Origin of the sequence: Streptomyces sp. PKU-EA00015 (genome assembly GCF_013387495.1) — a bacterium.
Taxonomy (GTDB): Bacteria; Actinomycetota; Actinomycetes; order Streptomycetales; family Streptomycetaceae; genus Streptomyces.
This window is the reverse complement of sequence record NZ_JABZEE010000034.1, coordinates 36,668-62,714: the sequence shown is the minus strand read 5'-3', so window position 1 is coordinate 62,714 and position 26,047 is coordinate 36,668. Positions and strand designations below refer to the sequence as shown.

Here is a 26,047-nt window from a genome sequence, read left to right as displayed (position 1 = left end):
GGTGATCAGCTCCCGCTCTTCGCAGCGGAGGGGGTCGGCGAGGCGGACGCCGTGCCGCCGCCGGCGTTGAACTCATTGGTGTAGAGGTCGGACAGCGCGACCCGGCCCTTCTCGATGTCACCGCGCTCGGCCAGCCAGTCGATCCACAGCTGGAGTTCCTTGCCGTTGATCCGGCCCGCGGTCTCGGCGACACCGTAGGACCGCCAGTACTTCAGGGGCGCGGTGTCCTCGTTGCGGCCCCGCTTCTTCACGATGTCCGTCATCCGGGCGATGACCTCTTCGTGAGAGGCGGACCGGGACCACTCGATGGCCCGCCCCACCGCGGTGACGAAGGTCCGGGCCGTGTCCGGGTTCTGCTTCAGGAAGCGGTCGGTCATCACATAAGTGCCGGCGCTGAAGGAGCCGAGCAGTTCGTGGTCCGTGAACAGCGGGCGGATACCGCCGGCGGCGAGAGCCTTGTCGCGCAGAATGCCGCCGAGGACGGCCACGTCGATCTGTTGCTGGCGCAGCGACTGCTCGGTGTTGACCGGCGGCACCACCAGAGGCTCGACCCTGCCGATCTGCGCCGGTGACAGGCCGCCGCGCTGCAGGTAGATGTCGAGCATGGCCTCGGAATGGGCTCCGAGGGTGTTCATGCCGACCTTCTTGCCGATCAGGTCGCGGGCGGAGCGGATCGGGCTGTCCTCGAGGACGTAGTAGCCGTTGTAGGCGTGCTCGTCCGACCCGTAGTAGCTGATGACGGCCTTGATGGGGGCGTTGTTCGCGGCCAGTTTGACGACCGCGCCGTTGAAGGCGCCGCCGAAGTCGGTCTGGCCGGTGGCCGCGGACTGGATGTCCTGCGGCCCGCTGATCGTGTTGCCGACCCACTCCAGCTTCCCGTCCTCGAGATAGCCGAGGTCCTCGGCCAGCTCGGGCGGCGTGACCTGGCCGGCCCAGCCCTGGTACCGGAGCGTTTTCGTCCCGCCCTTGCCGGACGTGGCGCCCGTTGCGGTCGTGCCGCAGCTCACCGCGACCGCCGAAAGACCGAGCAGAGTGAGGAACTGTCGTCGGGTCGATGCAGTCGTGGCCATGGAAAGGTCCTGTTCGGGTCGATTGGGAGTGCGGGGAGCGGCTGGAGCACAATGTGCGGCGTTCTTCCGGCCGCCATCTGTCCGCTCGCTTGGGAAATGTCAGCAGAAAGCGGCGCGCCGGATTTTTCGAGGGAATGGCAGATGCCGATTACGTACGGCGAGTCCCGGCAGAGAAATCCTGCGAGGATTCCGGAAAGAGAGCAGGAGAGCGGTGCCTGTCGGCGACGACGGGTCTAGGGTCTTTCGTTTGGATCATGCCGGATCAGTGAGCGGGGTCTGGTGCGTGCGATCGCAAGGCGGAGGAGGGAGACAATGGCGGAGCCATGGCGACCGACGACAACGCGGCGAGCGTGCGTGCCAGGGCCCGCGAGCCCGGCATGATCCAAACGAGAGGCCCTAGCGGCCGACGGCACAGATGGCGCTGGCCTGGCGTCGCAGATCGACGTGCAGCCGCGCGGCGAGGTTCTCGAACGTGCTCATAGCCAAGAGAGTTGCAGCGGAAACCGGCCACGTCAATGTCTCGTTCAGCTGCGTCTCGCATACTGAATTACCTGACATGTGCGTGAAGCGTCGCGTTCACAAACGCTCCGACGCGCGGTCATGACGGGGCATTACGTGGCGTGTGATTCGAGGTTCTGCCGTGTCGAACGGCGGGGTACGGCAGGCCAGGGAACGCCTTTTGGGGCGGTTGCGGTCAGGCAGGGAGGACGAACGGGGGATACGCGCCGTTGAGGAAGTAGTCCCCGACGTCCCGGAGCCGAGGCGCGACAGGCTGGTGCAAGGTGTGGGTGCGGGCGTTGCGCCAGAAGCGGTCGAACCCCAGCCGTGCGGACGCGGAGCGGGCACCCATGATGTCCAGGGCGCGGGAGGTGGACTCCTGCACGGCCCTGGAGGCCGCGGCCTCGGCCACGGCCACAAGAGCGGAGATCTCCGCGTACTCGTCGTAGCCGAGGTCCTCGCCGCGCGCCATCCCGGTGTGCAGAGCTGCCGTCGCCTGCTCGGCGAGCGCTGCCGCGGCGCGGGTGACGACCGTGAGCTCCCCGTAGGTGGCCAGTACCTGCGGATCCGCGAGGGAGCCGGCCGGCCAGGCCGGCTGCCGGGGCGAGGCGCCCGCCCTGCTGTACTCGCGGGCTTCGGCGAGGACGCCCTCGGCCATGCCGAGACAGAGCTGCACCGAGACGAGACGCCCTGCCGGCGACGCCAGAGCGGCCGAGGGCGACAGGATGTCGTCGTCCGCGGACAGCGAACCGAGGACGTCGTCGGCGGCCACCGGTACGGAGTCGAACTCCACGCTGCCGCCGGCCGCCAGCCGCTGGCCGAAGGGGTCGGTGTCGCGTTCGGTCAGCACGCCCTGACGGGCCGGGTCGACGGTGACGGCGAGCGGTTCGCCGGTGTCGGAGCGCACCGCCCGCACGGCGAGCCGGTCGGCGACCAGGACTCCGGAGACGTAGCTCAGGCGGCCGTTGAGGAGATGGCCGTCGGCGGTCGCCGTCAGTGTCAGAGGCGGCTCCTGAGGGGCGAAGCCGCCACCCCAGCACCACTGTCCGGCCGTTGACTCCCGGTCGAGGCGCTCGGCGCGAGCGGGCGCACCGAAGAACCGGGTGCTCCATGACAGGAAGTAGTGGGAGCCGAGGAGTTGGGCGATCGCGCCGTCTGCCGCGGCGATCTCCCGGACGACGGCGCAGGCCGTGTCCCAGTCCGCGCCACCGCCCCCGTACCGGGCCGGCGTCAGCAGCGTCAGCAGTCCCGCCTCGCGCAGGCGGGACACCTCGTCGAAGGGGACCTTGCCCGCCTGGTCCCGGGCCACCGCGTCCGTGGCCAGGTCGTCCGCGGTCTCGCGGGCCACGCGCAGCCAGTGCGCGCGGCCGGGACCGGCGAGTAGCTGCTCTGTGGGGGACATGCGGATCATCCTGCGCGTCACCCTCGGTACCGTCAATGCTTTCCCAGTAATTCGATAGGAAAGATAGGGAAGGCTGGCCGATCCGGCCACCGTGGTGTCCTGATCCCTGCCGTGAACGGGGCCGTGTCGCCCTCGCACATGCCGGTGTCCGGCATCCGGGCCGCAGTTGACGCCGAGACCGATGCACTGCTCAATGGGTCGCATGAATGCCGAGCAGCGCCTGGTCACCCGTGACCACATCGACTTCGGTCGGGTGTGGTCCGCGGCGTGTCACGCCTGACTCGGCGGCGGGCCGCCCGAGCGGCTCTGCTCTGCCTCGGCGCCCCCTCGCGGGCCGCGTTCCCTGTCCGCGGCACCGTCGTGCACCTGCGCTGAATCCGCCGCGTACGGACGGTTCCGCCGGCTGGGACGCGCGCCGCCGCCGGAACACCTCGCCCGGAGCCCGGCACATCCGGCCTCGTCACCCCCGTTCCCGCACCGTCCCCATCACCCTGAAGCGCCGTCACACGGCTGCACCACGGCCCACCGGGCCACGCCAACCCGAGGCCCGCAGCCTGTACCTGCCACCGGCTGCACACCGCTGTTCGATACGAGGGCCGCCCCGGAAACCATCGGTCCGCTGCCCTTCGAGAAGCACCTGCCGGCCGCGGCACGTGAACGAAGGGCCGCCCAGCCCATTCCTCGCCCCTGACTCTCCGGGGGAGCCCGTCGCGTCACACCGGACGGGCGCCCCACCCGCACAGTCCGCTCTCCTCCACGAAGGATCCGCCATGGCCACCGTCCTGTCAGTCTCCGGCAGTCCCTCCGCCACCTCTCGTACCGCCCGGCTCCTGCGCCACCTGGACACCAGGCTCACGGCCCAGGGGCACGAGGTGATCCCGCTCGACGTTCGCACCCTCCCCGCCGAGGCACTGCTCGGCGCCGACTTCGCACACCCGGCGATCGTCGAGGCGGCCGCGCTGTTCGCCCGCGCCGACGGAATAGTGATCGGCACGCCCGTCTACAAGGCCGCCTACTCGGGGCTGTTGAAGTCTCTGCTGGACCTGCTGCCGCAGTACGGGCTGGCAGGCAAGACGGTCCTGCCGCTGGCGACCGGCGGGACCACGGCACACGTCCTGGCGATCGACTACGCGCTGCGCCCGGTGCTCAGCTCGATGGGCGCCGCGCACATCGTCCCGGGCTGGTTCACGCTGGACAAGGACATCGCGGTGGGCGACGACGGCACACTGACGGTCGCGCCGGGATCGGCCGAGGCGCTCGCACAGGTCGTCGACCAGTTCTCCGACGCCGTCGGCAGCCGTACCGCCCTGCTGGCGGCCGCCGGTTGAGACCTGACGGGCGAGGGACATGCGTCCCGTCCCCCGCCCCCAGGGGCGACAGCAGTCATGCCGCACCCGCCGCGAGCCACGCGGCCCTCTTGACGGGGCCGTGAGAGCCCCCGAACACTCCAGGGCAGAATCCCCAGTGAAAGGGTAGGAAAACATGGAGCGTCTGGAGCCGACCCCGGACCCGGTACGACACATGACTGCCGCACGCCCGGCCTCCGCGCCGTCCCTGCCGTTGTTCCGGGGCAGGATCGGCTGCGACGCGAGCAGTGGCTACTACGCCTCGGTGCGCCGCTACCGCCTCCACCTCTCGCTGTCCTGTCCCCACTGTCTGAGGATCGCCCTCACCCACAGCCTGCTCGGCCTCGACGACGTCCTCCCGGTGGAACTGCTGCCCGCCGTGCCCGACCGGCCCGACGGCGGGTACTCCGCGCTGCGCCCTTTGTACGAGGCCAGTTCGCACCGGTATCCCGGAGCCGCCGTCGCGCCGGTGCTGAGCGACGACTGGACGGGACGGATCGTCAGCACGCACACCCCGCACATCCTGCGCGACCTGGCCCGGCACTTCGGCGGCGCGGGCGCCGACGGGCCCGCGCTGTACCCGCACGGCGCGGAAGCGGAGATCGACGCCGTGGGACGGCTGTGCGCGTACGGCATCAACGAGGCCGCACAGCGGGCCGGACAGGCCGGCGCCGACGCAACGGCGCGCCGCACCGCCCTCGGATCCCTTCTCCGCACGCTGGACTCACTGGAATCCCGGCTCGCCTCGCAGGACTGCGTGCTCGGCGACGAAATCACCATCGGCGACGTGCAGTTGTGGGTGGCCCTGGTCCAGCTCGACACCGTGCACCGCTGGCACCTGGACGCCGACGCGGTGCACCGTATCGCCGGTCATCCGCACCTGTGGGCCTATGCACGACGGCTGGCCGCCCACCCCGCATTCGGTCCCCGCCTCGACCTGCACGGCATCGCCCGCAGGCACCACGCCGACTGCCGAGGACTGGAGGCGGCAGGGGCGGCGGTGCAGATCCTGGACTGGGCGGTGCACACGCCGGAACGTGCCGAGCGCGTAACCGGGGCCGAGCGTGAGGCGCCTCGCGTACTCCCTGTCCTCGAGCCTGACGACATGGGGGTGCCGCGGGCCTTGAGCTGACTTCCCGCCCCGTCCAGGCACACCACGACGGTCTCCCCCTCATGGGCGTCCGAGGGACATATGGGGTACTGCTTAGTATACTAGGAGCAAAGCCTCCGGTCGGCCTGCGGTGCGTCACGCGGAGGTTCCATGGCTGCTTTCACGGTTCATCTGGACGAGAACGCGGGGCCCTCGTCCACGCACGCGCTCGTCGTCGGGGTCGGGGCGTACACGCATCTCGACGGGGGGAAGTCCCCGACGGACCACCCGGGCGCCGTGGGGATGCGACAGTTGTCCTCGCCACCGCTCTCGGCGCGCGCGTTCGCCACCTGGATGATCGACGGCTACCACGACCAGGGCAGACCGCTTGGGAGTCTGGCCCTCCTGCTGAGCGAGGCGGCTCCCGCCCCCTTCGTCCACCCGAGGACGCAGGCGGCGCATGGGGTGGAAGCCGCGACCATCGACAACATCGTGGCCGCCGTCACGGAGTGGAAGGACCGGGGCGACCACGACGAGGCCCGGCTGGTCTTCTACTTCTGCGGCCACGGTGTCTCGTTGGGGTTCGACACGTCTCTGCTCGCGGCGGACATGTTCGCCGACCGGAACAGCCCGTTGAACGGCGCCCTGCACTTCGAGGCGCTGCACAGGGGACTCAACAGCTGCCGGGCCGCCCAGCAGGTCTTCTTCGTCGACGCATGCCGGGCCGGCGCCGACAGACTCGACAAGCTGGTGGGCAGGGACGTCCTCGGACGGGTGCCGGTCGCCGGTAACCTGCGACCCGCAGGGTTCGTGCCGCGTGAGCACGCCGTCATCTACGCGACCCTGCACGGCGAGGAGTCCTTCGCGCGCACAGGCAGCGTCAGCCTGTTCACCGACGCGCTGCTGCGCAGCTTCGACGGCGCCGGCAGCGAGAACACCGAGGACCGCGTGTGGCGGGTGACCACCGACACACTGAAGCGCGCGATCGGCCGCTTCATGAGAGAGCCTTCGTTCGCGGGCGCCCTCGCGGGAGCCGCGGTACCGGTCAGCCCCGAGTCGTTCGACTTCGGCTTCCACGAACTGAGGGGCGAGCCGGTCGTCCCGGTGTACATCGGCTGCAGGCCCAAAGAGGACAACGCGCTCGCCGAGTTCGCCTGCCGGCGCCGCGGGCAGCAGGAGCGGCGACGCCCGCCGCCCGTCCCCGGCGACGAACCCGATCTCAGCGAGTGGGCCCTGTTCCTGCCGTTCGGGCGGTACCAGGTCGAGGCCGTCCTCGGCCCCGAGGACCTGCGCAGGGACGAACTCGACGCCCGCCCGCCGCTGTTCCGTATCGGATTGGCCAGACCATGAGCACCGCACTCGCCGTCAGGCTCTTCCTCTCCTCCGCCGGGGAGTCCAACGACGCGGTGATCGTCGGTGACATCTACTCGGCCGACCTCACGGGGGATACCCGGCGCAACATCCTGATCCCCTGCGGCGATTCACCCAAGCCCACGTCGTACCCGGTGACACCCGGGCGCTACCTCGTGTCCGCGACCCTGCCGTCCGGGCTGGTACTCACGGAGAACGCCGTGGCGGTGGAGGGCGAGGAGACTCCCGTGGACTTCGTCATGACGGACTCGCCGTACGAGACCCACTCCTGGCAGTACCTCATGGGCAACATCGAGCCGAGCAGGGTCTACCACAGCCCCGGCCGGATCCCTCTCGCCGAGTCGATCGCCTCACGGTCCATGGTCGCCCCCCTCGCCGAACCGGACGGCTTCGTCCCCGAGACGGCCGTCGACCTGACCGCACTCGCCACCTGGATCGGCGATTCCGCGCCCACGACGTGGTCCTTCGCGTCGATGCTGGCGCTCGCGGGGAGCGGGTCGGTGCCCCCGGTCGCCCAGCGGATCGCGCGGGGCGAGCCACGCGTCCTGCCGGCGCCCGACGTGTCCGTGGACGCGGTCACACCGCTCTACCGGTTCGGTCCGAACGGCCCCGTCGCGGCCCCTGATGTGCCCGTCGGCGAGCGGCAGTTCCTGGTCGTGGAGGCCGCCGGATCCGTACGCCTGGTCACGCTTCCCCTGCCCTGGGGCAACCGCGAGATCGAGGTCCTGGTCAATCTGCGGCAGAGCCCGACGGGCAGCGCCGTCGCCGTAACCGTCCGCGATCCGGCGGTCGGAGCGGGACTCGCGTACATGTCCCAGGGCGCCCTCGACACCGCGGCCCAGCTCTTCACCGATGTGGAGGGCATGCTCCACTCCAAGTTCCGGAACCCGCTCGGGGCGGCAGCCGGGGCCTATGTCCTCGTCGGTACCGACCACTCGGCGGGCGAGACGCACTGGGACCCGTGGCTGGAGCGCTTGGCCGAGGGCTTCCCCTGGCTCAGCGACGGGGCGATCCTGCGGGCGGTGCGGCTGCTGCGCCGGGCCTCGCCGGAGACCCAGCAGGCCCGGGACGGGCTGATCGAGGCCTTCGATCGCGGCATCCCGTTCTACACGCTCGGGCTCGCCTGGCTCATCGACGGGCTCTCCGCCTTCCCCGACGACCCCGAGTGCGTACGCCGCCTCGACGAGGCACGGCGGCTGTCCTGGCTGGCCGACATACGCGAACCGTTCCTGATTCTCGACTTGCGGCAAGGGAGTGCGTGATGATCCGGCTCACGATGCTGCCGGCGGAGGACGGAGACTGTCTGCTCCTCGAATACGGCAACGACGAGTTCATCCGGCGGATCCTCGTCGACGGCGGACGGCGCGGCACCTACGAGCGGATCAAACCACTGCTCGCCGGCCTGGGCGGCCGGATCGACCTGCTCGTGGTGACCCACGTCGACCAGGACCACATCCTCGGTGTGCTGGCGCTGCTGGACGACCTGGAGCGCCCGGTGGAGTTCGGCGACGTGTGGTTCAACGGCTTCGACCATCTCCACGACCGCGAGATCTTCGGCGCGGTGGACGGGGAACTGCTCACCACCGCGCTCATCACCCAGCGCCTCCCCTGGAACAAGGCCTTCGACGGCCGCAGTGTCGAGGTGGGACATCCGCTGACCTGGTTCGACGACGGCTCATCGATGGAGGTGCTGGCACCGGACCGCCGTCTGCTGGAATCGCTGATCACACCATGGAAGAAGAAGTGCCAGGAGGCCGGGCTGATCCCGGGAGTCGACCCCCTGGAGCGGGAACCGGTGCCGGGCGTCGAACGCTTCGGCGTGATCGACGTCGACGAACTGGCCGCCACGCCGTTCAAGCGGGACGGCTCCCCGACCAACCCGACCAGCATCGGCCTGCTGTTCGAGTTCGAGGACACCCGGATCGTCCTCACCGGCGACGCGGACGACCCGCGCCTGGCGGCCTCGCTCCGCCCGCGCGCCGAGTCCGAGGGCGGGCGACTGAGGATCGACGCCCTGAAGGTCGCCCACCACGGCAGCGCCAAGAACCTCTCGAACGACCTGCTCGGCCTCCTCGACTGCGGCCGCTATCTGATCTCCACCAACGGCAGGGTCCACGGTCACCCGGACGACATCGCCATCGCCCGGATCCTCAAGCACGGCGGGGCGACGAAGGATCTCGTCTTCAACTACCGTGAGAGGGCGGCCAACTGGGACCTCGACAGCCTGAAGGAACAGTTCGGGTACCGCGTACTGGCACCCGCACCGGCCGACGAGAACGGCTTCGTCTCCGTGGAGTTCTGACGCTCGGCCTCCTCGACGCCGAGGACGGGCATCGCGTGCTGGAGATCGGGACCGCGTCCGGCTACGTCGCCGCGTCTTGCTGTCCGAGCGCGTTTGAGGACCGCGTGTACAGCGTGGAGACCGGTCTGCCAGGGGCACGTCGATCGCCATGGCGATCGACGTCCTCGGCCCCCGACGAGAGCGGTGCCGACTCAGGCATCAGGGCAGCCCTGAGTGCCACCGGGTCCGGCTGGAGGCCGGCCCCTCGAGCCGGTGCCCTTCTATCCGAACTGGCCGGGCTGGTAGTCGCCTGCGGGCTGCCGGACGATGACGTTCAGCCGGTTGAAGGCGTTGATGAGGGCGATCAGGGACACGAGGGCGGCCAGCTGTTCCTCGTCGTAGTGCTTGGCGGCGTCCGCCCAGGCCTCGTCCGTGACCCCACCGGCCGCGCCGGCAAGGCGGGTGCCCTGCTCCGTCAGCTCCAGCGCCGCGCGCTCGGCCTCGGTGAAGACCGTGGCCTCCCGCCACGCCGCGACCATGTTGAGGCGCGCCGACGTCTCACCGGCGGCGGCGGCCTCCTTGGTGTGCATGTCGAGACAGAAGCCGCAGCCGTTGATCTGGCTCGCGCGGATCTTCACCAACTCCTGCGTCGCGGCCGGCAGCGCCGTGTCCGACACCACCCGGCCCGCCGAGACGATGTGCTTCAGGAACGTGCCTGCGGTGGGGCTGCCGAAGAGGTTCAAGCGGGCATCCATGGTGTGCTCCTCTGCCGTTGTCGTTGGTTGCACACCTATGACGGATCGGGTCGGCGCGATGTGACACGAACGAATGTGACGACGTCTCCGCGACGGACCTGATCAACGCTGCGCTCACCGGTGGCTCCCCGCAGGCCGCATGACCGATGCTGCGCGAGGAAGGGGGAACCGGGGACATGGGACACGGAAACGTGTGGTCCGGCCGGGGTGCACGAAGCCTGCCGGCGTGCGGCGCCCGGGCGGCGTGGGCAGGTGTCGACACTGAGGACGTCCGCCTCGCGGTGACCGGATCCCCGCTCCGGGCTCTGCCGTACGGTCGGGGCGCCTTCCGCCGCGCCCGGCCGGCCGTCGGCGCGGGCGGCCCCTCGCATGCCGTGTGACGAGAGGGCGGCGGGCGCAACAGCCGGGCCGCAGTGCCCTGATGACTCAAGCGCAGGTAACGACTGAAAGGTGTGCACCCACTGATGCGAATCGTCCTCATCGGCCCTCCCGGAGCAGGCAAGGGCACCCAGGCAGCCATCCTCCACGAGAAGCTCGGCGTGCCCCACATCTCCACCGGCGACCTGTTCCGCGAGCACGTGAGCCGCCGGACCGAACTCGGGCGTACCGCCCAGCGGTACCTCGACACCGGCGGCCTCGTACCCGACGAACTCACCGGTGAGATGGTCCGCGGGCGACTGGCGCGACCGGACGCCCGGCACGGTTTCCTCCTCGACGGCTTCCCCCGCACCGTGCCCCAGGCGCGCGAACTCGCCGCCGTGCTGGATGACATGGGCTCCACGCTGGATGCGGTGCTGGAGTTCACGGCTCCGGAGGAGGATGTCGTGGCACGGTTGCTGAACCGCGGCCGGCCGGATGACACCGAGGACGTCATCCGGCACCGGCAGCAGGTGTACCGCCGCCAGACGGCGCCTCTCCTCGCCCACTACTCGGGCATCCTGCTGACGGTGCATGCCGTCGGACCGATCGACGAGATCGCGTCGCGAGCACTGGCGGGCCTGACCGACAGGGAACAAATCCTGGCGGATTAGGTCAGGTTGTCAATCGGCGGTGACGCTCTTGGATGGCTGCCCGAAGTGGCCGCCACAGAGCGACCTGATCCGCCACCTCGGCAGGCCGTGGTGATCGGAGCCGGGTTCACGGCTGCGGCTGCGGCGACAGTGGGGGAGTTGTCGGAAGGTGGTCCATCGTGTGCTGCTGGAGTGTGGTGAGGCGGTGGACGAAGACGATGGCGAGGAGAGCCGCGAGGATGTCCACGATGTCGCAGCCGTTGAGCATGCGGAGGGCTTCCCGAATGGCGTCGGGTTCCTCCGCGCGTCCGTAGGCGCGGCCCGCGAACTGGCCGAGGAACTGGGTGGCCAGCCATGCCGCCCACCAGAGGTTGACGACGCCGCTCCCGGATGACCGCGGCGCATCGCCGGCGTACGGTGTGCTCGCCTGCCAGGAGTCGAGGGCGATGCGGCGCGGGAACCACCACCACACCACGGGCACGATCCACCCCCAGATCGCCCAGCCCGAGGCTTTGCTGTGCCCATCGGGCGTGAGGAGTCCGGCGTTGCGCCGTACCCGGTGGAACCACACGATGAAGACCACCGCGCAGACTACGAGCGTGTTGGCCTGCCCGGTTGCGGACCAGGCGTAACGGGACTCGACGCCGGGGTACTGCCGCACGGAGTCGGCGACCCAGCCTCCCCGCGCCACATCGGCCCACATGCCGTACAGCTGGATTCCGGTCACCAGCGAGTACACGTCGGCGGCGATGACAAGTGCGAGCGTGACGTACACGGCCCGGGACCATGCTGTCAGGGGCTTGAGCCCGGGTCTCGGCCCGGCGGCGACGACAGAAGACATGACGAATGACCCCCCAAGGTGTGGAAGCGCGCCCCACGACGGCGGGTCGCCGCGCGAACATACGCCGTGCACCGATGCGCCGTCCATCGGTAAAACCACGGCTGACCTGCACGCCCCCCGGACGGGGCCCTGTCGGGGGAGCGGCCTTCCGCACGTGAGCCGATACGCCGACACCGGTGTCGGTTCCGCCCTCCATGGCCGGCCGGACCCGTCATGCGCATGTGATCGGACGAAGGCCGAGCGGCGGGTCTGCTGCGCGATGGCGCCGGCGGGGACGGGTGCCCTGCCGGCCGTGGGCCTGCGGCAGTGTCGACGACACTCCACCGGCAGGGTGGCCCCGTTGTGTTGTCACGGGAGCCACCCTGCCCGGGCGGTCACTTGATGCCGAGCAGTTGCTCCAGCGGGTCGATGGCGAAGTAGACGAGGAAGAGCGCTGCGGTGCCCCAGAGCAGCCAGTGGACCTCGCGGGCCTTGCCCAGGCACGCCTTGATGACCACGTAGGCGATGAAGCCGGCGCCGATGCCGTTGGTGATCGAGTAGGTGAACGGCATGACGACGATGGTCAGGAAGGCGGGGACGGCGACGTCGTAGCGGTCCCAGTCGATGTGCTTGACCTGGGTCATCATCAGGAACCCGACCGCGACGAGGGCCGGGGCCGCGGCCTGGAGAGGCACGATCGTCAGGACGGGGGCGAGGAACAGGGCGAGCGCGAACAGGCCGCCGGTGACGAGGTTGGCGAAGCCGGTCCGGGCGCCTTCACCGACACCTGCGGCGGATTCGATGTAGGTGGTGGCGGACGACGAGGAGGCGGCGCCACCCGCAACAGCGGCCGTACCGTCGATGAGCAGCACACGGCCGAGGCCAGGGACCTGACCCCGCTCGTCGAGGAGGCCGGCTTCGGCGGTGACGCCGACGACGGTGCCCATGGTGTCGAAGAAGTCTGACAGGACCAGGGTGAACACGAGCAGGACGACGGTCAGTACGCTGACCTGACCGAACGAGCCGAACAGGTCGAAGTTGCCCAGCAGCCCGAAGTCGGGGGCGGCGAAGGGCTTGTCGGGCAGGGAAGGTGTCGTCAGACCCCAGGTCTTGACGTCGGCGACCGTGTTGACGACGACGGCGACGACGGTCATCAGGACGATGCTGATGAGGATGGCGCCCCTGACCTTGCGGGCGAGGAGAACGATCGTCAGGAGCACACCGAGGCAGAAGACGAGCATGGGCCAGCCGGTGAGGGCACCGGTGCCGAGCTGCACGGGCACGGTGGTGTTCGCGGCGTCCGGGATACGGGTGACGAACCCGGCGTCCACGAAACCGATGAACGCGATGAACAGGCCGATGCCGACGCTGATGGCCTGCTTGAGGGGTTGCGGGATGGCATGCATGACGGCCTCGCGCAGACCGGTCACGACCAGGACGCAGATCAACAGGCCTTCGAGCACGACGAGGCCCATCGCGTCGTCCCAGCTCATCAGGGGCGCGACCTGGAAGGCGACGACGGCGTTGATGCCCAGGCCCGCGGCCAGGGCGAGCGGCAGGTTGCCGCCCACACCCATGATGACGGTCATGACCGCGGCCACCAGCGCCGTGGCGGTGGCCAGTTGGCCGGCGTCCAGCTGCTCGCCGAATTTGTCCTTGGCGCTGCTGAGGATGATCGGGTTGAGCACCAGGATGTACGCCATGGTGAAGAACGTGGCGAACCCGCCGCGTACCTCACGGCTGTAGGTCGAGCCGCGTTCGCTGATGCGGAAGAACCGGTCGAGCGGGCCATGGGCTCTGGTGGCCCCGGCGTCGGCCGGGCCGGTCGTGCTGGTCTGCATGACTGCGTCTCCTGGACCTGCAGGTGCGAGGGGAAGGCATGGCGGTGGCGCCGGGAGCGTGTGGCAGTCAGTTGTGCGAACACACATGCGGCACCTGGGAAGCGGATCATACGCGTCAGCGACGTGATCTCAATTACCTTGCGGTATCCAGGGGTTGACTTCTCGTACCGCCCCTGTCGGTTCCTACAGAATCGCCGACGACCTATCCCGCCAAAACGGGATGCGGGCGACAGCGGCCATGGAGTTCACCCCCGGTGACTGCCTACTCTCAGCCTGTGCATCCACCGCTCCCCTTCAACGCGCGCGCTGCCCGCACTCTGCGCGAGAAACTCGGGATGGGCCCCGGCCACGTCGCCTACGGCATGCGCGCCTCCTACGGCATGACCCACATCACCCCCGACCACATCGCCGCATGGGAACGCGGCACCGCCCTGCCCTCCGCCAACGAACTCACCGCCCTCGCCGGCGCCCTGTGGTGCGCCCCTCGCGATCTCATGGGCGCCCCCCGCACCCTGCGGGAACACCGCCTCGCCCGCGGACTCGCCGCCGAGGACGTCGCCCGCTCGACCGGCGTCGCCCTCGATGCCTATCACCACATGGAAGAAACCGGCCGATGGACCGGCGACGAACGGCAGTCCGCCGCTCTCGGCACCGTCCTGAATCTCCCTCCGCGCGACTTCATCGCCATCACCGGGCTCGAGGGCGAACTGGCCCGCCTCCTCACCGAAGCCGTCTCCACGCGTTGGCAGGCCCATATCCGCGCCATCGCCCGCCTCGTCTCCATGGAGCGCCGCGACCTGCAAGAACCTCTGCGCGCCATGCATCAGGAGTACCAGACCCTCATGGCCGCCACCCTCAGCCGGGCCGGCGGCGCCATCGCCTCCGGCGAGAACGGGCGACGGTACATCGATGACATCGTCAACCACTTCTGGGCCCGGCTCCCGGACCACTGACGACCTCGTGCGTCTCTCGGGCCAGGCCGACGGAGGTGTCCCACGCCTTGTTAGGCAAGTGGATGCTTGCCTACGATGGGGCTGTGGCGAGTGATGTCTTCAAGGCTCTGGCCGACCCCACCCGCAGGCGGATCCTCGACGAGCTGGTGGAACGGGACGGACAGTCCCTGTTCGAGATCTGTGCACGGCTGACGGCCAAACACGGACTCGGGCTGTCCCGCCAGGCGATCAGCCAGCACCTCGCGGTGCTGGAAGACGCGGACCTGATACGGACGCGACGCGAGGGTCGCTACAAGTTCCACGACCTGAACACCGAACCGCTTGAGCGCATCATCGCCCGATGGCTCAGGCCCGACGCACCGGAGCGAACGCCATGAGAATCAACCTGGCCAGCGTCTTCGTCGACGACCAGGACAAAGCCCTGCGCTTCTACACCGACGTACTGGGCTTCGTGAAGAAGAACGATGTCCCGCTGGGTGAGCACCGGTGGCTGACCGTGGTCTCTCCCGAGAACCCCGACGGCACGGAACTGGTGCTGGAGCCGGACAGCCACCCCGCCGTGAAGCCGTACACGTCGGCACTGGTCGAGGACGGCATCCCGGCCACCTCCTTCGCCGTGGACGACGTGCACGCGGAGTTCACCAGGCTGCGGGGGCTGGGCGTGCGGTTCACCCAGGAGCCCCTGAAGACGGGCCCGGTCACCACCGCGGTGCTGGACGACACCTGCGGCAACCTCATCCAGATCGCCCACGTCGAGTAGGACCGCCTGTGTCGCAGTGCCGGCTCGAGTGCGGAGGTGCGGGGACATGAGTGCGCAAAGTGGTGGTCGGGCGAGGGACGCGGAGCAGTTCGCCGCGTCGCAGCACCGACTGGGCAGCTGGCTGGCCGGACTGGAGGCCGGCGCGTACGCGGTGGATGCCGACGGGGCCATCGTCGCGGTGAACGGCGAGGCCGAGGCGTTGCTGGGGCGGAGCGCCGAGGATCTGCTCGGTCGGGACGCGCATGATCTGCTCCACCGGGACGGCAACGGGATGACCATTCCCAGGAGCCGGTGCCCGATGATGGAAGCCTTCGTCGCCAGGCGAACCCGGCAGGAGGAACTGGCCTACTTCGAGCGCGGTGACGGGACCTTGCTGTCGATGTCCTGGCTGGTGAGCCCGCTCCGCCTCGGCGCCGACGAAGTGGGCGCCCTGGTGGTGTTCCACGAGCACGAGTCCGCCGCGCGGCACCTGCGGGGCCCGGCCCTCAGCATGGAGCTGCTGCCGGAGCTCGAACGTCTGGCGCTGCTGGCCGAGACCACCACCCAGCTCACCTCCACCCTGGACGTCGACGAGGCGCTGGACCGACTGGTGCGACTGGTCGTTCCCCTGTTGGCGGACTGGGCGATCATCGACCTGATCAGCGACAACGACGAGGTGTGGCGCACCGTGGTCGCGCACGAGGAGAACGGCCGGCTCGTGCGCCGCGAGGACTTGGAGGGGGCCATGCCACCGGTGCCCCCGGCCTCTCCCCAGCCGCTGTCCCGGGCGCTGCGGGGCGGGGGGTCGACCCTGGCGACGCCCGAGACGTATCAGGGGCCGCCCGACTCCGGCATAGCGGTCGAACAGCGCAGGCTCTTCGAGGGCACGGGGATGCACTCCGCGGTCATCGCGCCCATCCGCGGACTGCGCGAGGTCCTCGGGGCTCTCACCCTCGGCAGATCCGACCGCCCCGACCCCTTCACAGGCACCGACATCCCACTGCTTGAGGACATCACCCGCCGCGCCGGTCTGGCCCTGGACAACGCACGTCTCTACCAGCGGCAGCGCAAGGTCTCCGAGACCATGCAGCGCCACCTGCTGCCCCAGATGCCCCGTGTACCGGGCCTGGAAATGGCCGCCCGCTACCTGCCCGCGCCGCACGCGTCACAGGTCGGCGGCGACTGGTACGACGCCTTCCGCCTTCCCGACCAGGCCCTCGCGCTGGTCATCGGCGACGTCGTCGGGCACGACCTGGACGCGGCGGCCGACATGGCCCAGCTCCGCAACATCCTGCGGGCCTACGCCTGGTCGCAGCAAGAACCGCCCAGCGTCGTCGTCAGCCATGTCGACGAGGCCCTGTCGCACATCTCGGAAGTCGAGATGGCCACCATGATCCTCGGCCGGCTGGAGACGGACGCCGACGGGCAGTGGATGCTTCGGTGGACGAACGCCGGCCACCCGCCGCCTCTGCTGGTCGCGTACGACGGTCAGAGCCGTTACCTCGACGACGGACACGGCATCCTTCTCGGCTCCCACGTCAGCATGCCCCGTGAGGACGCAACGGTCGTTCTGCCGCCACTGTCCACACTGGTGCTCTACACCGACGGCCTGATCGAATCCCCCGGCCGTTCGCTCGACGACGGCCTGGAGAGGCTGCGCCGGAATGCCGCCGCTCTGGCCCACCGGCCTCTGGAGGCCTTCACCGACCTCCTCATGGAACGAGCCCGCCCCGACGACAACGACGACGACGTCGCTCTGCTGGTCGTGCGCGTTCCTTCGGAGGACGGGCCCGACCTCTGACGCACCTCGGCGACGGGGGACGGGCCGGTCGAGGCGCGCCCGGGTGAGCCGTGTCTCACCCGGGCACTGCCGCTTGTCTATGCAACGAGTTGCATAGCAGGATCGCCGTGTGGCGCTCGAACACGCGATACTCGTCTCGCTTCTGGAGAAGCCGGGCTCCGGCTATGAGCTGGCCCGGCGTTTCGAACGGTCCATCGGTTACTTCTGGACCGCCACCCACCAGCAGATCTACCGCGTGCTCAAGCGCATGGAGAGCGACGGCCTGCTCGACGTCCGCGACGTGGCACAGCAGGGCCGGCCGGACAAGAGGGAGTACTCCGTCGCCGGGCGCGGCCGTACCGCCCTCTCCGAGTGGCTGCACGAACCGATCGAACCCGAGAGCCTCCGGCACGATCTCGCCGTGAAGATCCGAGGCGCGGCCTTCGACGACCCGGCCGCGCTGATCAGCGAGGTCGAGCGGCACCGCCAGGTGCACAGGGACCGGCTGGCGCACTACCTCGCCGGTGAAGCACGCGACTTCACCGGGCCCGAGGCCCCCGCGGCGCCCGACGCCGGCCAGGAACTGCAGCATGTCGTGCTGCGCGGCGGCATCGCGTACGAACGGATGACGATCGCCTGGCTCGACGACGTGCTCGCCACCGTCCACCGGCTCGTCGCGTCACACCCGCGTACCTGAACTGCCCGTCCTTTCCTCCCGACCGGCAACCCTCACTCCCAACTCCTCGGAAGGCGCCCCTCCATGGCCGACACCCTGCTGTTCAACCCGCGCACCTACGACCCGGCGCACTTCGACCCCGAGACCCGCAGGCTGCTGCGCGCCACCGTCGACTGGTTCGAGGAGCGGGGCAAGCGCCGGCTGATCGAGGACTACCGCTCCCGGGCCTGGCTCGCTGACTTCCTCGCGTTCGCGGGCAAGGAGGGGCTGTTCGCCACCTTCCTCACCCCGGCCGCCGCCGCCGACGGGCACCAGGACAAGCGGTGGGACACCGCCCGCATCGCCGCCCTCAACGAGATCTTCGGCTTCTACGGGCTCGACTACTGGTACGCGTGGCAGGTCACCATCCTCGGCCTCGGCCCCGTCTGGCAGAGCGGCAACGCGACCGCCCGTGCCCGTGCGGCCGAACTCCTCGCCCAGGGCGAAGTGTTCGCGTTCGGCCTCTCCGAGAAGGCGCACGGCGCCGACATCTACTCGACGGACATGCTGCTGGAGCCCGACGGCAACGGCGGCTTCAAGGCCGGCGGCTCCAAGTACTACATCGGCAACGGCAACGCCGCCGGGCTGGTCTCCGTCTTCGGCCGCCGCACCGACATCGAGGGCCCGGAGGGATACGTCTTCTTCGCGGCCGACAGCCGTCACCCGGGCTACCACCTCGTGAAGAACGTCGTCGACTCCTCCAAGTACGTCAGCGAGTTCCGCCTGGAGAACTACCCGGTCGGCCCGGACGACGTCCTGCACACGGGCCGCGCCGCCTTCGACGCCGCCCTCAACACCGTGAACGTGGGCAAGTTCAACCTCTGCACCGCCTCCATCGGCATCTGCGAGCACGCGATGTACGAGGCCGTCACCCACGCGCACAACCGCATCCTCTACGGCCGCCCCGTCACCGCCTTCCCGCACGTGCGCCGCGAGCTGACCGACGCGTACGTCCGTCTCGTCGGCATGAAGCTCTTCAGCGACCGCGCCGTCGACTACTTCCGCACCGCGGGTCCCGACGACCGCCGCTACCTGCTCTTCAACCCGATGACGAAGATGAAGGTGACCACGGAGGGAGAGAAGGTCATCGACCTGATGTGGGACGTCATCGCGGCCAAGGGCTTCGAGAAGGACAACTACTTCGCCCAGGCGGCCGTCGAGATCCGCGGCCTGCCCAAGCTGGAGGGCACAGTCCACGTCAATCTCGCGCTGATCCTCAAGTTCATGCGCAACCACCTGCTGGATCCGGCCGAGTACGCGCCCGTCCCGACCCGCCTGGACGCGGCCGACGACACCTTCCTCTTCCAGCAGGGACCGGCCCGCGGCCTGGGCTCCGTCCGCTTCCACGACTGGCGCGCGGCCTACGACGCCTATGCGGAGCTGCCCAACGTCGCCCTCCTCCGCGAGCAGGCGGACGCGCTGTGCGAGTTCGTCACCACCGCCGCCCCGGACGAGGAACAGAGCCGCGACCTCGATCTCCTGCTCTCCGTCGGCCAGTTGTTCGCGCTCGTCGTCCACGGTCAGCTGATCCTGGAGCAGGCGCGCCTGACCGGCCTCGACGAGGACGTGCTGGACGAACTGTTCGCCGTGCTCGTACGCGACTTCTCCGCGCACGCCGTCGAGCTGCACGGGAAGGACTCCGCCACTGAGCGGCAGCAGATCTGGGCACTCGGCGCGATCCGGCGCCCGGCCGCCGACCAGGCCCGCTCGGCGCGGGTGTGGGAGCGTGTGGAGGCACTGTCCGGGGCGTACGAGATGGCGCCGTAACAACGCGGCGGCGCTCGAGGCTCTTGATCATCGGGCTTCTCGCAGCAGGCGGCGGCGCCCTCAGGCTGATCACCGCCGAACTGGATCACGCCCTAGGGTTCCGCCTGCCGGTCGAGAACGGGTTGTGAGCCGGCGGCCACGGTGCGGCAGGGAGTGGACGGTCCGGGGTCCGGCAGGTTCGCGTAAAGGGGACCGCCCGCACGCTGCCCTGCGCGGCCGGCAGGTCGGCTGTCGCGCGGGCCTGTTGCTGTCCGCCTGCGACAGGCCCAGGTCCGTGCCACCGCTTCCGGAGATCCGTTTCCGGGGCGTCAGCAGTGTTTCGCCGTGGCGCAGCAGCACGCGCGTTGTCGGTGTGCCTGTGTCGGTGGGCCGGCCCGAGGGGGCCACCGCGGCGGCCCCCTCGGGCCTGTTCGTCGCCTGGTTCACCGGCCGGTGTTGATCTCCACCAGGGAGCTCCCCATCAGTAGTCGACGCGGTCGGCCTTGGCCACCCACGCGTCGAACGGTGCCGTCCGGTTCGGGAGGTCCAGTTGGTCGACGGCCATCGGCCACATCGACGCGGGCCTCTTCTCGAACAGGTCGTAGAACTCGCGGTCGTCGAATCCGGCCACTGCGGCGTCGTGCCGGTCGGCGGAGAACACGACCCGGTCCACGCGCGCCCACAGAGCGGCGGAAAGGCACATCGGGCACGGCTCGCACGAGGTGATCAGGGTGTAGCCCTCCAGCGTGAACTCGCCGAGCTGCCGGCAGGCGGCGCGTATGGCGCTGACTTCGGCGTGCGCGACCGGGTCCAGGGTCGAGGTGACCCGGTTGTTGCCGGTCGCGATGATCTCGCCGTCCTTGGCGATCAGCGCGCCGAACGGGCCGCCGCCGTTGGCCACGCTGGTGGTGGCCAGCTGGATCGCCTCTTCCAGCCACGCCCGCTCGAACTCGTGGACGCCGGCCTCTTGGGTGTGCGCGGTCATGACTGCTCCTTCTCGGGAAGGGTGTGGGTGTTTCGGTGGTGGATGCCATCCCCGCGGTGCTCCGCCCTGTGCGGGCACAGCCGGCCCCTGGGTGGCGTGTGGCGGGGCCGGGGGTGGGCATGGTCGGTCAGTGCCGACAGCGGCCACCCCCGGCAGGGTGGGCCTGTGGGTCAGGCGACGGCGATGTGCTCGGGCGTGACCGGGGTGTGGGTGAGGTTCAGGCCGGTCGCGTTGCGGATGGCGTTGACGATCGCCGGGGTCGCGGAGATGGTGGGCGGCTCGCCGACGCCGCGCACGCCGTAGGGGGCGTTGGGGTCGGCGCGTTCGATGACGTCGACGTTCATCGGCGGGGTGTCGAGGATGGTCGGGATCAGGTAGTCGGTGAACGACGGGTTACGGATCTTGCCGTCCTTGACCTTGATCTCTTCCATCACGGCGAGGCCGAGCCCCTGGGTGGAGCCGCCGTGGATCTGTCCGACCACGGCGTCCGGGTTGATGGCCTTGCCGACGTCCTGGGCGCAGTCGAGCTGGACGACCTTGACCAGGCCGAGGTCGGTGTCGACGTCGACGACGGCGCGGTGGGCGGCGAAGGCGTGCTGGACGTGGACACGGGGGCTCTGCCCGGTGGCGGGGTCCATCGGGTAGGTCGTCAGGTGGTGGTACTCGCGGGTCTCCTCGATCACCTCGTCACCGAGGAGGGTGGCGAGGTCGACGACGAAGCCGCTGGTGGAGATGACCTTGCCGCCGGACAGGGTGAGGTCCTCGGCGTTCTCCCCGTAGCGCTGGGCGACCCGGCCGAAGACCACCTGGCGGACGGCTTCGCACGCGTTGCGGACGGCGCCGCCGGTGATGTACGTCTGGCGGGAAGCCGAACTCGATCCGGCGTCACCGACGTTGGTGTCGGCCGGGTGGATGGTGACCCGCTCGACACCGAGTTCACTGCGGGCGATCTGCTGCTGCACGGTGATCAGGCCCTGCCCGACTTCAGCTGCGGCGGTGTGCACCGTCGCGACCGGCTCACCGGCGATGGCCTGCAACTGCACCCGCGCGGTGGAGTAGTCGTCGACGCCTTCCGCGTAGGAGACGTTCTTGATGATGACGCTGTAGCCGACGCCCCGGACGATGCCTTCACCGTGGGTGGTGTTGGACACGCCGCCCGGCAGATTCCGCACGTCCGCCGGTGCGCTGCGGTCCTCCTCCGGCAGGGGGATCTGTTCGAGGCGCTGAAGGAGTTCGGCGACCGGGGCCGGGGAGTCGAGCACCTGCCCGGTGTGCATGGTGGAGCCTTCTTCGACGGCGTTGATCTGACGCAGCCGTACCGGGTCCATGCCGAGGGCCTGGGCGAGCTTGTCCATTTGCAGCTCATAGGCGAACGCCGGCTGTACCGCGCCGAGACCGCGCATCGCTCCACACGGAGGGTTGTTCGTGTACAGGCCCCAGCCTTCGATCCTGGTGTTGGGCACCTCGTACGGGCCGGTGCCGAGCGAGGTGGCGTTGCTGACGACGACGGGGGTCTTGGAGGCGTAGGCGCCGCCGTCGAAGTACATGCGTGCCCTGACGTAGACGAGCTTGCCTTCCTCGGTGGCGCCGTGCTCGTAGTACATCTTCGCGGGGTGGCGGTGGACGTGGCCGAAGAACGACTCGAACCGGTTGTAGACCATCTTCACGGGCTTGCCGGTGCGCAGGGCCAGCATGCAGCAGTGGATCTGCATGGACAGGTCTTCGCGTCCGCCGAAGGCGCCGCCGACACCGGACATCGTGAAGCGGACCTTGTCCAGGGGCAGGCCGAGTGCGCGGGCGGTCTGCTTCTGGTCGACGTGCAGCCACTGCGTGGCCAGGAACAGGTCGACGCCGCCGTCCTCGTCGGGGATGGCCAGACCGGACTCCGGGCCGAGGAACGCCTGGTCCTGTATGCCGAGGGTGTACACGTCGGACACGACGACGCCGGCGGTGGCGTCGGGGTCGCCCTTGATGATCGGCTGGTAGCGGACCACGTTGCCGCCGGGGTGCAGCTTGGGCAGCGTGGTGTCGTGCGCGGCCCGCTCCGGGTCGGTGATCGGTTCGAGTACGTCGTAGTCGACGACGATCTTCGCGAGGGCGCGTCGGGCCGTTTCGGGGTGGTCGGCGGCGACCAGGGCGACGGGCTCGCCCTGGTAGCGGACGACGTCCTCGGCGAGGACGGGGGTGTCGGACACCTTCAGCCCGTACACGTTCTCACCGGGGACGTCCTGGTGGGTGAGGACCGCGTACACGCCGGGGTGCTTGAGGGCCGGGCCGATGTCGATGGAGTTGATCCGGGCGTACGGGTGGGGGCTGCGCAGGGTGGCGCCCCAGAGCATGTCTTCCGCCCACAGGTCGGAGGAGTAGGCGTACTCGCCGCTGACCTTGAGGGTGCCGTCCGGGCGGAGCGGGCTGTCGCCGATGCCGCCGCTGATCGCCTCGTTCAGGGCTTGCGGGGCGCGTGCGGGGGAGAGGGGCGTTGTCACGAGGTGGCCTCCGTCTTGGTGACGAGATGGTTGCCGAGCATCAGGTAGTCGATCTCGGTGGACAGAAAGCAGTGGACGGCGTCGGTGGACTGCACACGATCGGTTCGCCTGCGACGTCGAACGAGGCGTTGATCAGGCAGGGACGTCGGTCAGGGCGGTGAAGCGGCGCAGCAGCGCGGCGAGCCGGGGGGTGGCGGCGTCGGTGACGGTCTGCACCCGGGAGGTGCCGTCGACGTGGGTGGCCCCGGGGACGGCGTCCCGGTATTCGGCGCGCCTGGCCTCGTTCAGGGCGGGGAGGTCTTCTTCGCGGATCTGTCCCACGGGGGAGGCCGGCATCGGCTCGGTCGGCGTGCCGTACTTGATGCCGGTGTTGCGGTCGTCGAGTTCCGCGGTGACGGTGATATCCAGGCCGGGCCAGGCGATTCGATACGACGACCGGTCGACGACTTGCTCAAGGCTCTCTCCCTCGTTCGACGAAACGTCAGAGGGATCGAGCGCAGGGGTCAGCCGACAGTGTTCCAAGTCGGTGGCTGCCCTCACGCCGGTACGGCCCGCGATGCGTGTCGCGTCCGATGCCGGGCCCTCGCATCCAGCGGCCCCGAAGGGCATGGCTGGAGGCGGGGCGCACGGCACCGATCCCCCTGGTTCGCTGCAACTCGCCTTGTCTCGTTGCAACTTGTACGAGGAGTACACAGCCAACCCGGTACAGTCAGCTAGGAGTGGAAGGCATGAAAGCCCCGGCAGGCCACGCCCGGCTCTTCATAGGTTCCTACAAGAATCAGTGGGGCTCGCGGCGTGAGGAAACTCCTATAAAACCCAGCACAGTCCGCGCACCGAGAACGGTCCCCAGCGGTGGCAACCGGGCTGAACGCCGGGCCGCCCACCGCAGTTCACGGCGCATGCCGCGGACGAGTGGCCCGCTCGGTCAGTTCCGTCTTCCTGATCTTGCCGGTCGCGGTCATCGGGAAGGCGTCGACCAGCTCGATCCCGGGGACCTTGTACGCGGCCATGGCCTCGGTCGCCCAGTCGTGCAGGGCCCCGGCGGTCAGCCCGCTGCCGGGGACGGCGCGGACGTACGCGTACGGGCGCTGGCCGAACGTCTCGTCGTCGAGCGCGACCACGGCGGCGGCGAGCACGCCCGGGTGCTGGGCCAGCAGCGTCTCGACCTCGGTGGGGAAGACGCTCATCCCCTTGACCTTGATCATGTCCTTGTGGCGGCCGAGATAGTGGAGGCAGCCGTCCTCGTCGAGACTGCCGATGTCGCCGGTGTGCAACCAGCCGTCGCGCAGGACGGCGGCGGTGTCCTCGGGAGCGTTCCAGTAGCGGGTCAGGACGGACGGCCCGCGGACGACGATCTCGCCGCGCTCGCCGAGCGGCAGCGGCTCGCCGGTCGCGAAGTCGGTGACCATGAAGTCGGTGCCGGGGACGGGCAGTCCGCAGAAGACCGGGTCGCTGAGCAGGTCCCGGTCGCCGTCCTGGAAGCCGAGGGTGCTGGTGTCGCTGGTGTGTGTTTCCGTCATGCCGTACGAGGCCTCGCGCAGCACGCTGTCCGGGCCGACCGCGGCGCGCCAGCGGGCGCGGATGTCCGGGGTGAGCTTGCGGATGAAGGAGACGGTGAGCGGGGCGGTGAGGCTGCTCAGGTCGTGGGCGGCGAAGTCCGGGTGGTCGAGCAGTTCGAGGTAGTTCTCGACGGTGCCGGCCATCGTGGTGACGCGGTACCGCTCGACGGCGGCGAGAACCTTCGCCGGGTCCCAGCGGACCAGCAGGACGCTCGTGCCGCCGGAGACGAGGGGCGCAAGGATGCCGAGGTTCTCACCCGCGATCCAGAAGACCGGCAGATAGCACAGCGAGACGATGCCGTCGGCGGCGCCGGGTATGCCGCCCTGGATGGCGGTGGCCGTGTAGACCATGTGGCGCTGGGTGTGCTCGCAGCCCTTGGGCATTCCGGTGGTGCCGCCGGTGTAGTTGAGGGCGGCGAGCGCGTCCGGATCGTCGGCGACACGGCCGAGGGGCGGGTGGTCCAGCACCTGCTGCCAGTCCTCCAGCAGCAGTGTCTCGCGCACGGCGGTGGCCTCCCGCACCTCCTCCAGTACGGGAACCAGACGGCCGGCGGTGATGACGACTTCCGCGCCCGCGTCCGCGAGTTCGTGCCGCAGCTCGGCCGACTTGAACATCGGGCTGACCGGGACGTGCACGGCGCCGAGACGCAGCACGGCCAGGAACGCGACCACGAAGTGAGGGCTGTTGGGCAGGAAGACGGCGACGCGGTCGCCGGGGCGCACACCGTGGGCGTCCAGCCAGCCGGCCAACCGGTCGGCGGTATCGTCCAGTTCGCGGTAAGAAAGCTCCTGACCGCCGAAGACGAGCGCGGCCCTGTCGGGCGTCACCTCGGCCCAGTGGCGTACGTACCCCGGCACCGTCCGCTCGCCCGCGCGATGGGTCACCGTCTCCGGCTGCCTCCCCTGACGGGACCTCGCCTGACGGGCGCGCAGGTCGTTCAGGTACTCCTCGGTCCGGCTGGTTCGCATGGTGCGGCTCCTGTTCCGAGCAGGTGCAGATACATGGCGGTGACATCGCGGACGGCGGCGTCGTACTCCGTCGGCCGCTGGGCGACGAGACGCGCGAACTGGATGCTCATACCGCCCACGGCACGGGCGACGGCGAGCGGATCGGCGACGGGGGCGAGCCGGCCATCGGCGCTGAGCCTGCGGATGTAGCGGGCGGCACGGTGGACGGGGCGTTCCTGGATCTCCTCCCACAACTCCTTGACGTCACCGTCGGTCTGCGCCTGCTGCTCGAGCAGCCGCAGCAGCGGCAGGTGCCGGGCGTAGGCGGAGATGAAGGCGGCCGTGGACGCCTCGGCGACCGCGGCGGCGTCGTCCAGGTCGACGCCCGGCACGTCCTGGGCGGCGAGGAACGCGTCCCGCACGCGGACCGCCAGCACGCGGAAGATCTCCTCCTTCGAGGCGAAGTAGACGTAGAAGCTCGCCCGCGAGAGCTCGGCCTCGGCCGTGATGTCGGCGATGGTCGCGAGCCCGTAGCCGCGGCGCGCGAAGACCGACTCCGCGGCGTCGAGGAGCTGGGTCCGGGCCGGTGCGTCGGTGCGGTCGCGTGCGGTTCTGGTCGCCCAGGGCTGTTGTCTGCGTGCCACGCGGCGAG

The 26,047-nt window shown here is 69.8% G+C and carries 22 protein-coding genes and 1 pseudogene; 13 read left to right on the top strand and 10 right to left on the bottom strand.

Translation table 11 applies throughout. The features are described 5' to 3' along the window. Positions 1-5 precede the first annotated feature (5 nt). Both HW130_RS21005 and HW130_RS21000 read right to left on the bottom strand, forming a co-directional pair. Positions 6-1,070: an ABC transporter substrate-binding protein gene (locus tag HW130_RS21005; RefSeq protein WP_177151200.1), complete on the bottom strand. Its 1,065-nt coding sequence runs from the start codon at positions 1,068-1,070 to the stop codon at positions 6-8. Positions 1,071-1,764: 694 nt separating this feature from the next. Then, positions 1,765-2,970, bottom strand: a complete 1,206-nt coding sequence (locus HW130_RS21000; protein ID WP_256356218.1) for an acyl-CoA dehydrogenase family protein — start codon at positions 2,968-2,970, stop codon at positions 1,765-1,767. A 524-nt stretch (positions 2,971-3,494) separates the two neighbouring features. Here HW130_RS21000 and HW130_RS36040 point away from each other — a divergent pair. The 6 genes and pseudogenes from HW130_RS36040 to HW130_RS20975 all read left to right on the top strand — a co-directional run. Then, positions 3,495-3,661 (top strand): annotated as a pseudogene (locus HW130_RS36040) (GNAT family N-acetyltransferase); the annotation flags it as partial. A 79-nt stretch (positions 3,662-3,740) separates the two neighbouring features. Continuing rightward, positions 3,741-4,298: an NADPH-dependent FMN reductase gene (gene ssuE / locus HW130_RS20995; protein ID WP_177151199.1), complete on the top strand. Its 558-nt coding sequence runs from the start codon at positions 3,741-3,743 to the stop codon at positions 4,296-4,298. 193 nt (positions 4,299-4,491) lie between these two features. Further along, positions 4,492-5,448 (top strand): glutathione S-transferase C-terminal domain-containing protein, encoded by a 957-nt coding sequence (locus tag HW130_RS20990; protein ID WP_177151198.1) that lies wholly within the window; start codon positions 4,492-4,494, stop codon positions 5,446-5,448. Between the two features lie 129 nt (positions 5,449-5,577). Next, a complete protein-coding gene (locus tag HW130_RS20985; RefSeq protein WP_177151197.1) occupies positions 5,578-6,756 on the top strand; it encodes a caspase family protein in 1,179 nt (392 codons plus the stop codon). Further along, on the top strand, positions 6,753-8,039 hold the full coding sequence (locus HW130_RS20980) for a hypothetical protein (RefSeq protein WP_177151196.1): 1,287 nt from the start codon (positions 6,753-6,755) through the stop codon (positions 8,037-8,039). Before HW130_RS20985 ends, HW130_RS20980 begins: the two co-directional genes overlap by 4 nt. Further along, complete coding sequence (locus HW130_RS20975; protein ID WP_177151195.1) at positions 8,039-9,079, top strand: ComEC/Rec2 family competence protein; 1,041 nt, start codon at positions 8,039-8,041, stop codon at positions 9,077-9,079. The genes HW130_RS20980 and HW130_RS20975 overlap by 1 nt, the downstream gene beginning before the upstream one ends. Positions 9,080-9,339: 260 nt before the next feature. On the opposite strand, the gene HW130_RS20970 is transcribed toward HW130_RS20975, so the two are convergent. Then, on the bottom strand, positions 9,340-9,813 hold the full coding sequence (locus HW130_RS20970) for a carboxymuconolactone decarboxylase family protein (protein ID WP_177151194.1): 474 nt from the start codon (positions 9,811-9,813) through the stop codon (positions 9,340-9,342). 464 nt (positions 9,814-10,277) lie between these two features. Here HW130_RS20970 and HW130_RS20965 point away from each other — a divergent pair, with 464 nt between their 5' ends. Then, positions 10,278-10,844 carry an adenylate kinase gene (locus HW130_RS20965; RefSeq protein ID WP_218183798.1) on the top strand — a complete coding sequence of 189 codons (567 nt, stop codon included), beginning with the start codon at positions 10,278-10,280 and terminating at the stop codon, positions 10,842-10,844. Positions 10,845-10,950: 106 nt separating this feature from the next. Here the strand turns inward: HW130_RS20965 and HW130_RS20960 are convergent, their stop codons facing one another. Both HW130_RS20960 and HW130_RS20955 read right to left on the bottom strand, forming a co-directional pair. Continuing rightward, entirely contained in the window at positions 10,951-11,664 is a 714-nt protein-coding gene (locus HW130_RS20960; RefSeq protein ID WP_177151193.1) for a DUF4328 domain-containing protein, read from the bottom strand. 374 nt (positions 11,665-12,038) lie between these two features. Continuing rightward, a complete protein-coding gene (locus tag HW130_RS20955) occupies positions 12,039-13,484 on the bottom strand; it encodes an NCS2 family permease (protein WP_177151192.1) in 1,446 nt (481 codons plus the stop codon). Between the two features lie 275 nt (positions 13,485-13,759). On the opposite strand from HW130_RS20955, the gene HW130_RS20950 reads away from it, so the two are divergent. The 6 genes from HW130_RS20950 (at position 13,760) to HW130_RS20925 (ending at position 19,438) form a co-directional block, all read left to right on the top strand. Then, positions 13,760-14,437 (top strand): helix-turn-helix transcriptional regulator, encoded by a 678-nt coding sequence (locus tag HW130_RS20950; RefSeq protein WP_177151191.1) that lies wholly within the window; start codon positions 13,760-13,762, stop codon positions 14,435-14,437. Positions 14,438-14,520: 83 nt separating this feature from the next. Continuing rightward, entirely contained in the window at positions 14,521-14,814 is a 294-nt protein-coding gene (locus HW130_RS20945; protein ID WP_309140504.1) for a metalloregulator ArsR/SmtB family transcription factor, read from the top strand. After that, entirely contained in the window at positions 14,811-15,197 is a 387-nt protein-coding gene (locus tag HW130_RS20940) for a VOC family protein (protein ID WP_177151189.1), read from the top strand. The genes HW130_RS20945 and HW130_RS20940 overlap by 4 nt, the downstream gene beginning before the upstream one ends. 46 nt (positions 15,198-15,243) lie before the next feature. Further along, positions 15,244-16,977 carry a SpoIIE family protein phosphatase gene (locus tag HW130_RS20935; RefSeq protein ID WP_177151188.1) on the top strand — a complete coding sequence of 578 codons (1,734 nt, stop codon included), beginning with the start codon at positions 15,244-15,246 and terminating at the stop codon, positions 16,975-16,977. 109 nt (positions 16,978-17,086) lie between these two features. Further along, complete coding sequence (locus tag HW130_RS20930; protein WP_177151187.1) at positions 17,087-17,653, top strand: PadR family transcriptional regulator; 567 nt, start codon at positions 17,087-17,089, stop codon at positions 17,651-17,653. 63 nt (positions 17,654-17,716) lie between these two features. After that, positions 17,717-19,438, top strand: coding sequence for an acyl-CoA dehydrogenase family protein (locus HW130_RS20925; RefSeq protein ID WP_177151186.1), 1,722 nt, complete (start codon positions 17,717-17,719; stop codon positions 19,436-19,438). A 460-nt stretch (positions 19,439-19,898) separates the two neighbouring features. Here the strand turns inward: HW130_RS20925 and HW130_RS20920 are convergent, their stop codons facing one another. The 5 genes from HW130_RS20920 to HW130_RS20900 all read right to left on the bottom strand — a co-directional run bounded on the left by HW130_RS20920 (position 19,899) and on the right by HW130_RS20900 (position 26,039). Beyond that, the gene (locus HW130_RS20920; RefSeq protein WP_177151185.1) at positions 19,899-20,402 is read right to left on the bottom strand and encodes a nucleoside deaminase; all 504 of its coding nucleotides are present in this window, start codon (positions 20,400-20,402) and stop codon (positions 19,899-19,901) included. 170 nt (positions 20,403-20,572) lie between these two features. Continuing rightward, positions 20,573-22,888, bottom strand: coding sequence for a xanthine dehydrogenase subunit D (pucD, locus tag HW130_RS20915; RefSeq protein ID WP_177151184.1), 2,316 nt, complete (start codon positions 22,886-22,888; stop codon positions 20,573-20,575). A gap of 132 nt (positions 22,889-23,020) precedes the next feature. Next, positions 23,021-23,428: a carbamoyltransferase C-terminal domain-containing protein gene (locus HW130_RS36765; protein WP_309140503.1), complete on the bottom strand. Its 408-nt coding sequence runs from the start codon at positions 23,426-23,428 to the stop codon at positions 23,021-23,023. Positions 23,429-23,778: 350 nt separating this feature from the next. Then, on the bottom strand, positions 23,779-25,416 hold the full coding sequence (locus HW130_RS20905) for an AMP-binding protein (protein WP_177151183.1): 1,638 nt from the start codon (positions 25,414-25,416) through the stop codon (positions 23,779-23,781). After that, complete coding sequence (locus HW130_RS20900) at positions 25,386-26,039, bottom strand: TetR/AcrR family transcriptional regulator (RefSeq protein WP_177151182.1); 654 nt, start codon at positions 26,037-26,039, stop codon at positions 25,386-25,388. Before HW130_RS20900 ends, HW130_RS20905 begins: the two co-directional genes overlap by 31 nt. Between the last annotated feature and the right edge of the window lie 8 nt (positions 26,040-26,047).

Bases quoted from the DNA above. Each gene is read 5' to 3' on its own strand.
- HW130_RS20985 (WP_177151197.1), top strand. From the start codon at position 5,578: ATGGCTGCTTTCACGGTTCATCTGGACGAGAACGCGGGGCCCTCGTCC.
- HW130_RS20925 (WP_177151186.1), top strand. From the start codon at position 17,717: ATGGCCGACACCCTGCTGTTCAACCCGCGCACCTACGACCCGGCGCAC.
- HW130_RS20990 (WP_177151198.1), top strand. From the start codon at position 4,492: ATGACTGCCGCACGCCCGGCCTCCGCGCCGTCCCTGCCGTTGTTCCGG.
- HW130_RS20935 (WP_177151188.1), top strand. From the start codon at position 15,244: ATGAGTGCGCAAAGTGGTGGTCGGGCGAGGGACGCGGAGCAGTTCGCC.
- HW130_RS21005 (WP_177151200.1), bottom strand. From the start codon at position 1,070: ATGGCCACGACTGCATCGACCCGACGACAGTTCCTCACTCTGCTCGGT.
- HW130_RS20920 (WP_177151185.1), bottom strand. From the start codon at position 20,402: ATGACCGCGCACACCCAAGAGGCCGGCGTCCACGAGTTCGAGCGGGCG.
- HW130_RS20960 (WP_177151193.1), bottom strand. From the start codon at position 11,664: ATGTCTTCTGTCGTCGCCGCCGGGCCGAGACCCGGGCTCAAGCCCCTG.
- HW130_RS20965 (WP_218183798.1), top strand. From the start codon at position 10,278: ATGCGAATCGTCCTCATCGGCCCTCCCGGAGCAGGCAAGGGCACCCAG.
- HW130_RS20940 (WP_177151189.1), top strand. From the start codon at position 14,811: ATGAGAATCAACCTGGCCAGCGTCTTCGTCGACGACCAGGACAAAGCC.
- ssuE (WP_177151199.1), top strand. From the start codon at position 3,741: ATGGCCACCGTCCTGTCAGTCTCCGGCAGTCCCTCCGCCACCTCTCGT.
- HW130_RS20980 (WP_177151196.1), top strand. From the start codon at position 6,753: ATGAGCACCGCACTCGCCGTCAGGCTCTTCCTCTCCTCCGCCGGGGAG.
- HW130_RS21000 (WP_256356218.1), bottom strand. From the start codon at position 2,970: ATGTCCCCCACAGAGCAGCTACTCGCCGGTCCCGGCCGCGCGCACTGG.
- HW130_RS20955 (WP_177151192.1), bottom strand. From the start codon at position 13,484: ATGCAGACCAGCACGACCGGCCCGGCCGACGCCGGGGCCACCAGAGCC.
- HW130_RS20975 (WP_177151195.1), top strand. From the start codon at position 8,039: ATGATCCGGCTCACGATGCTGCCGGCGGAGGACGGAGACTGTCTGCTC.
- HW130_RS20970 (WP_177151194.1), bottom strand. From the start codon at position 9,813: ATGGATGCCCGCTTGAACCTCTTCGGCAGCCCCACCGCAGGCACGTTC.
- HW130_RS20905 (WP_177151183.1), bottom strand. From the start codon at position 25,416: ATGCGAACCAGCCGGACCGAGGAGTACCTGAACGACCTGCGCGCCCGT.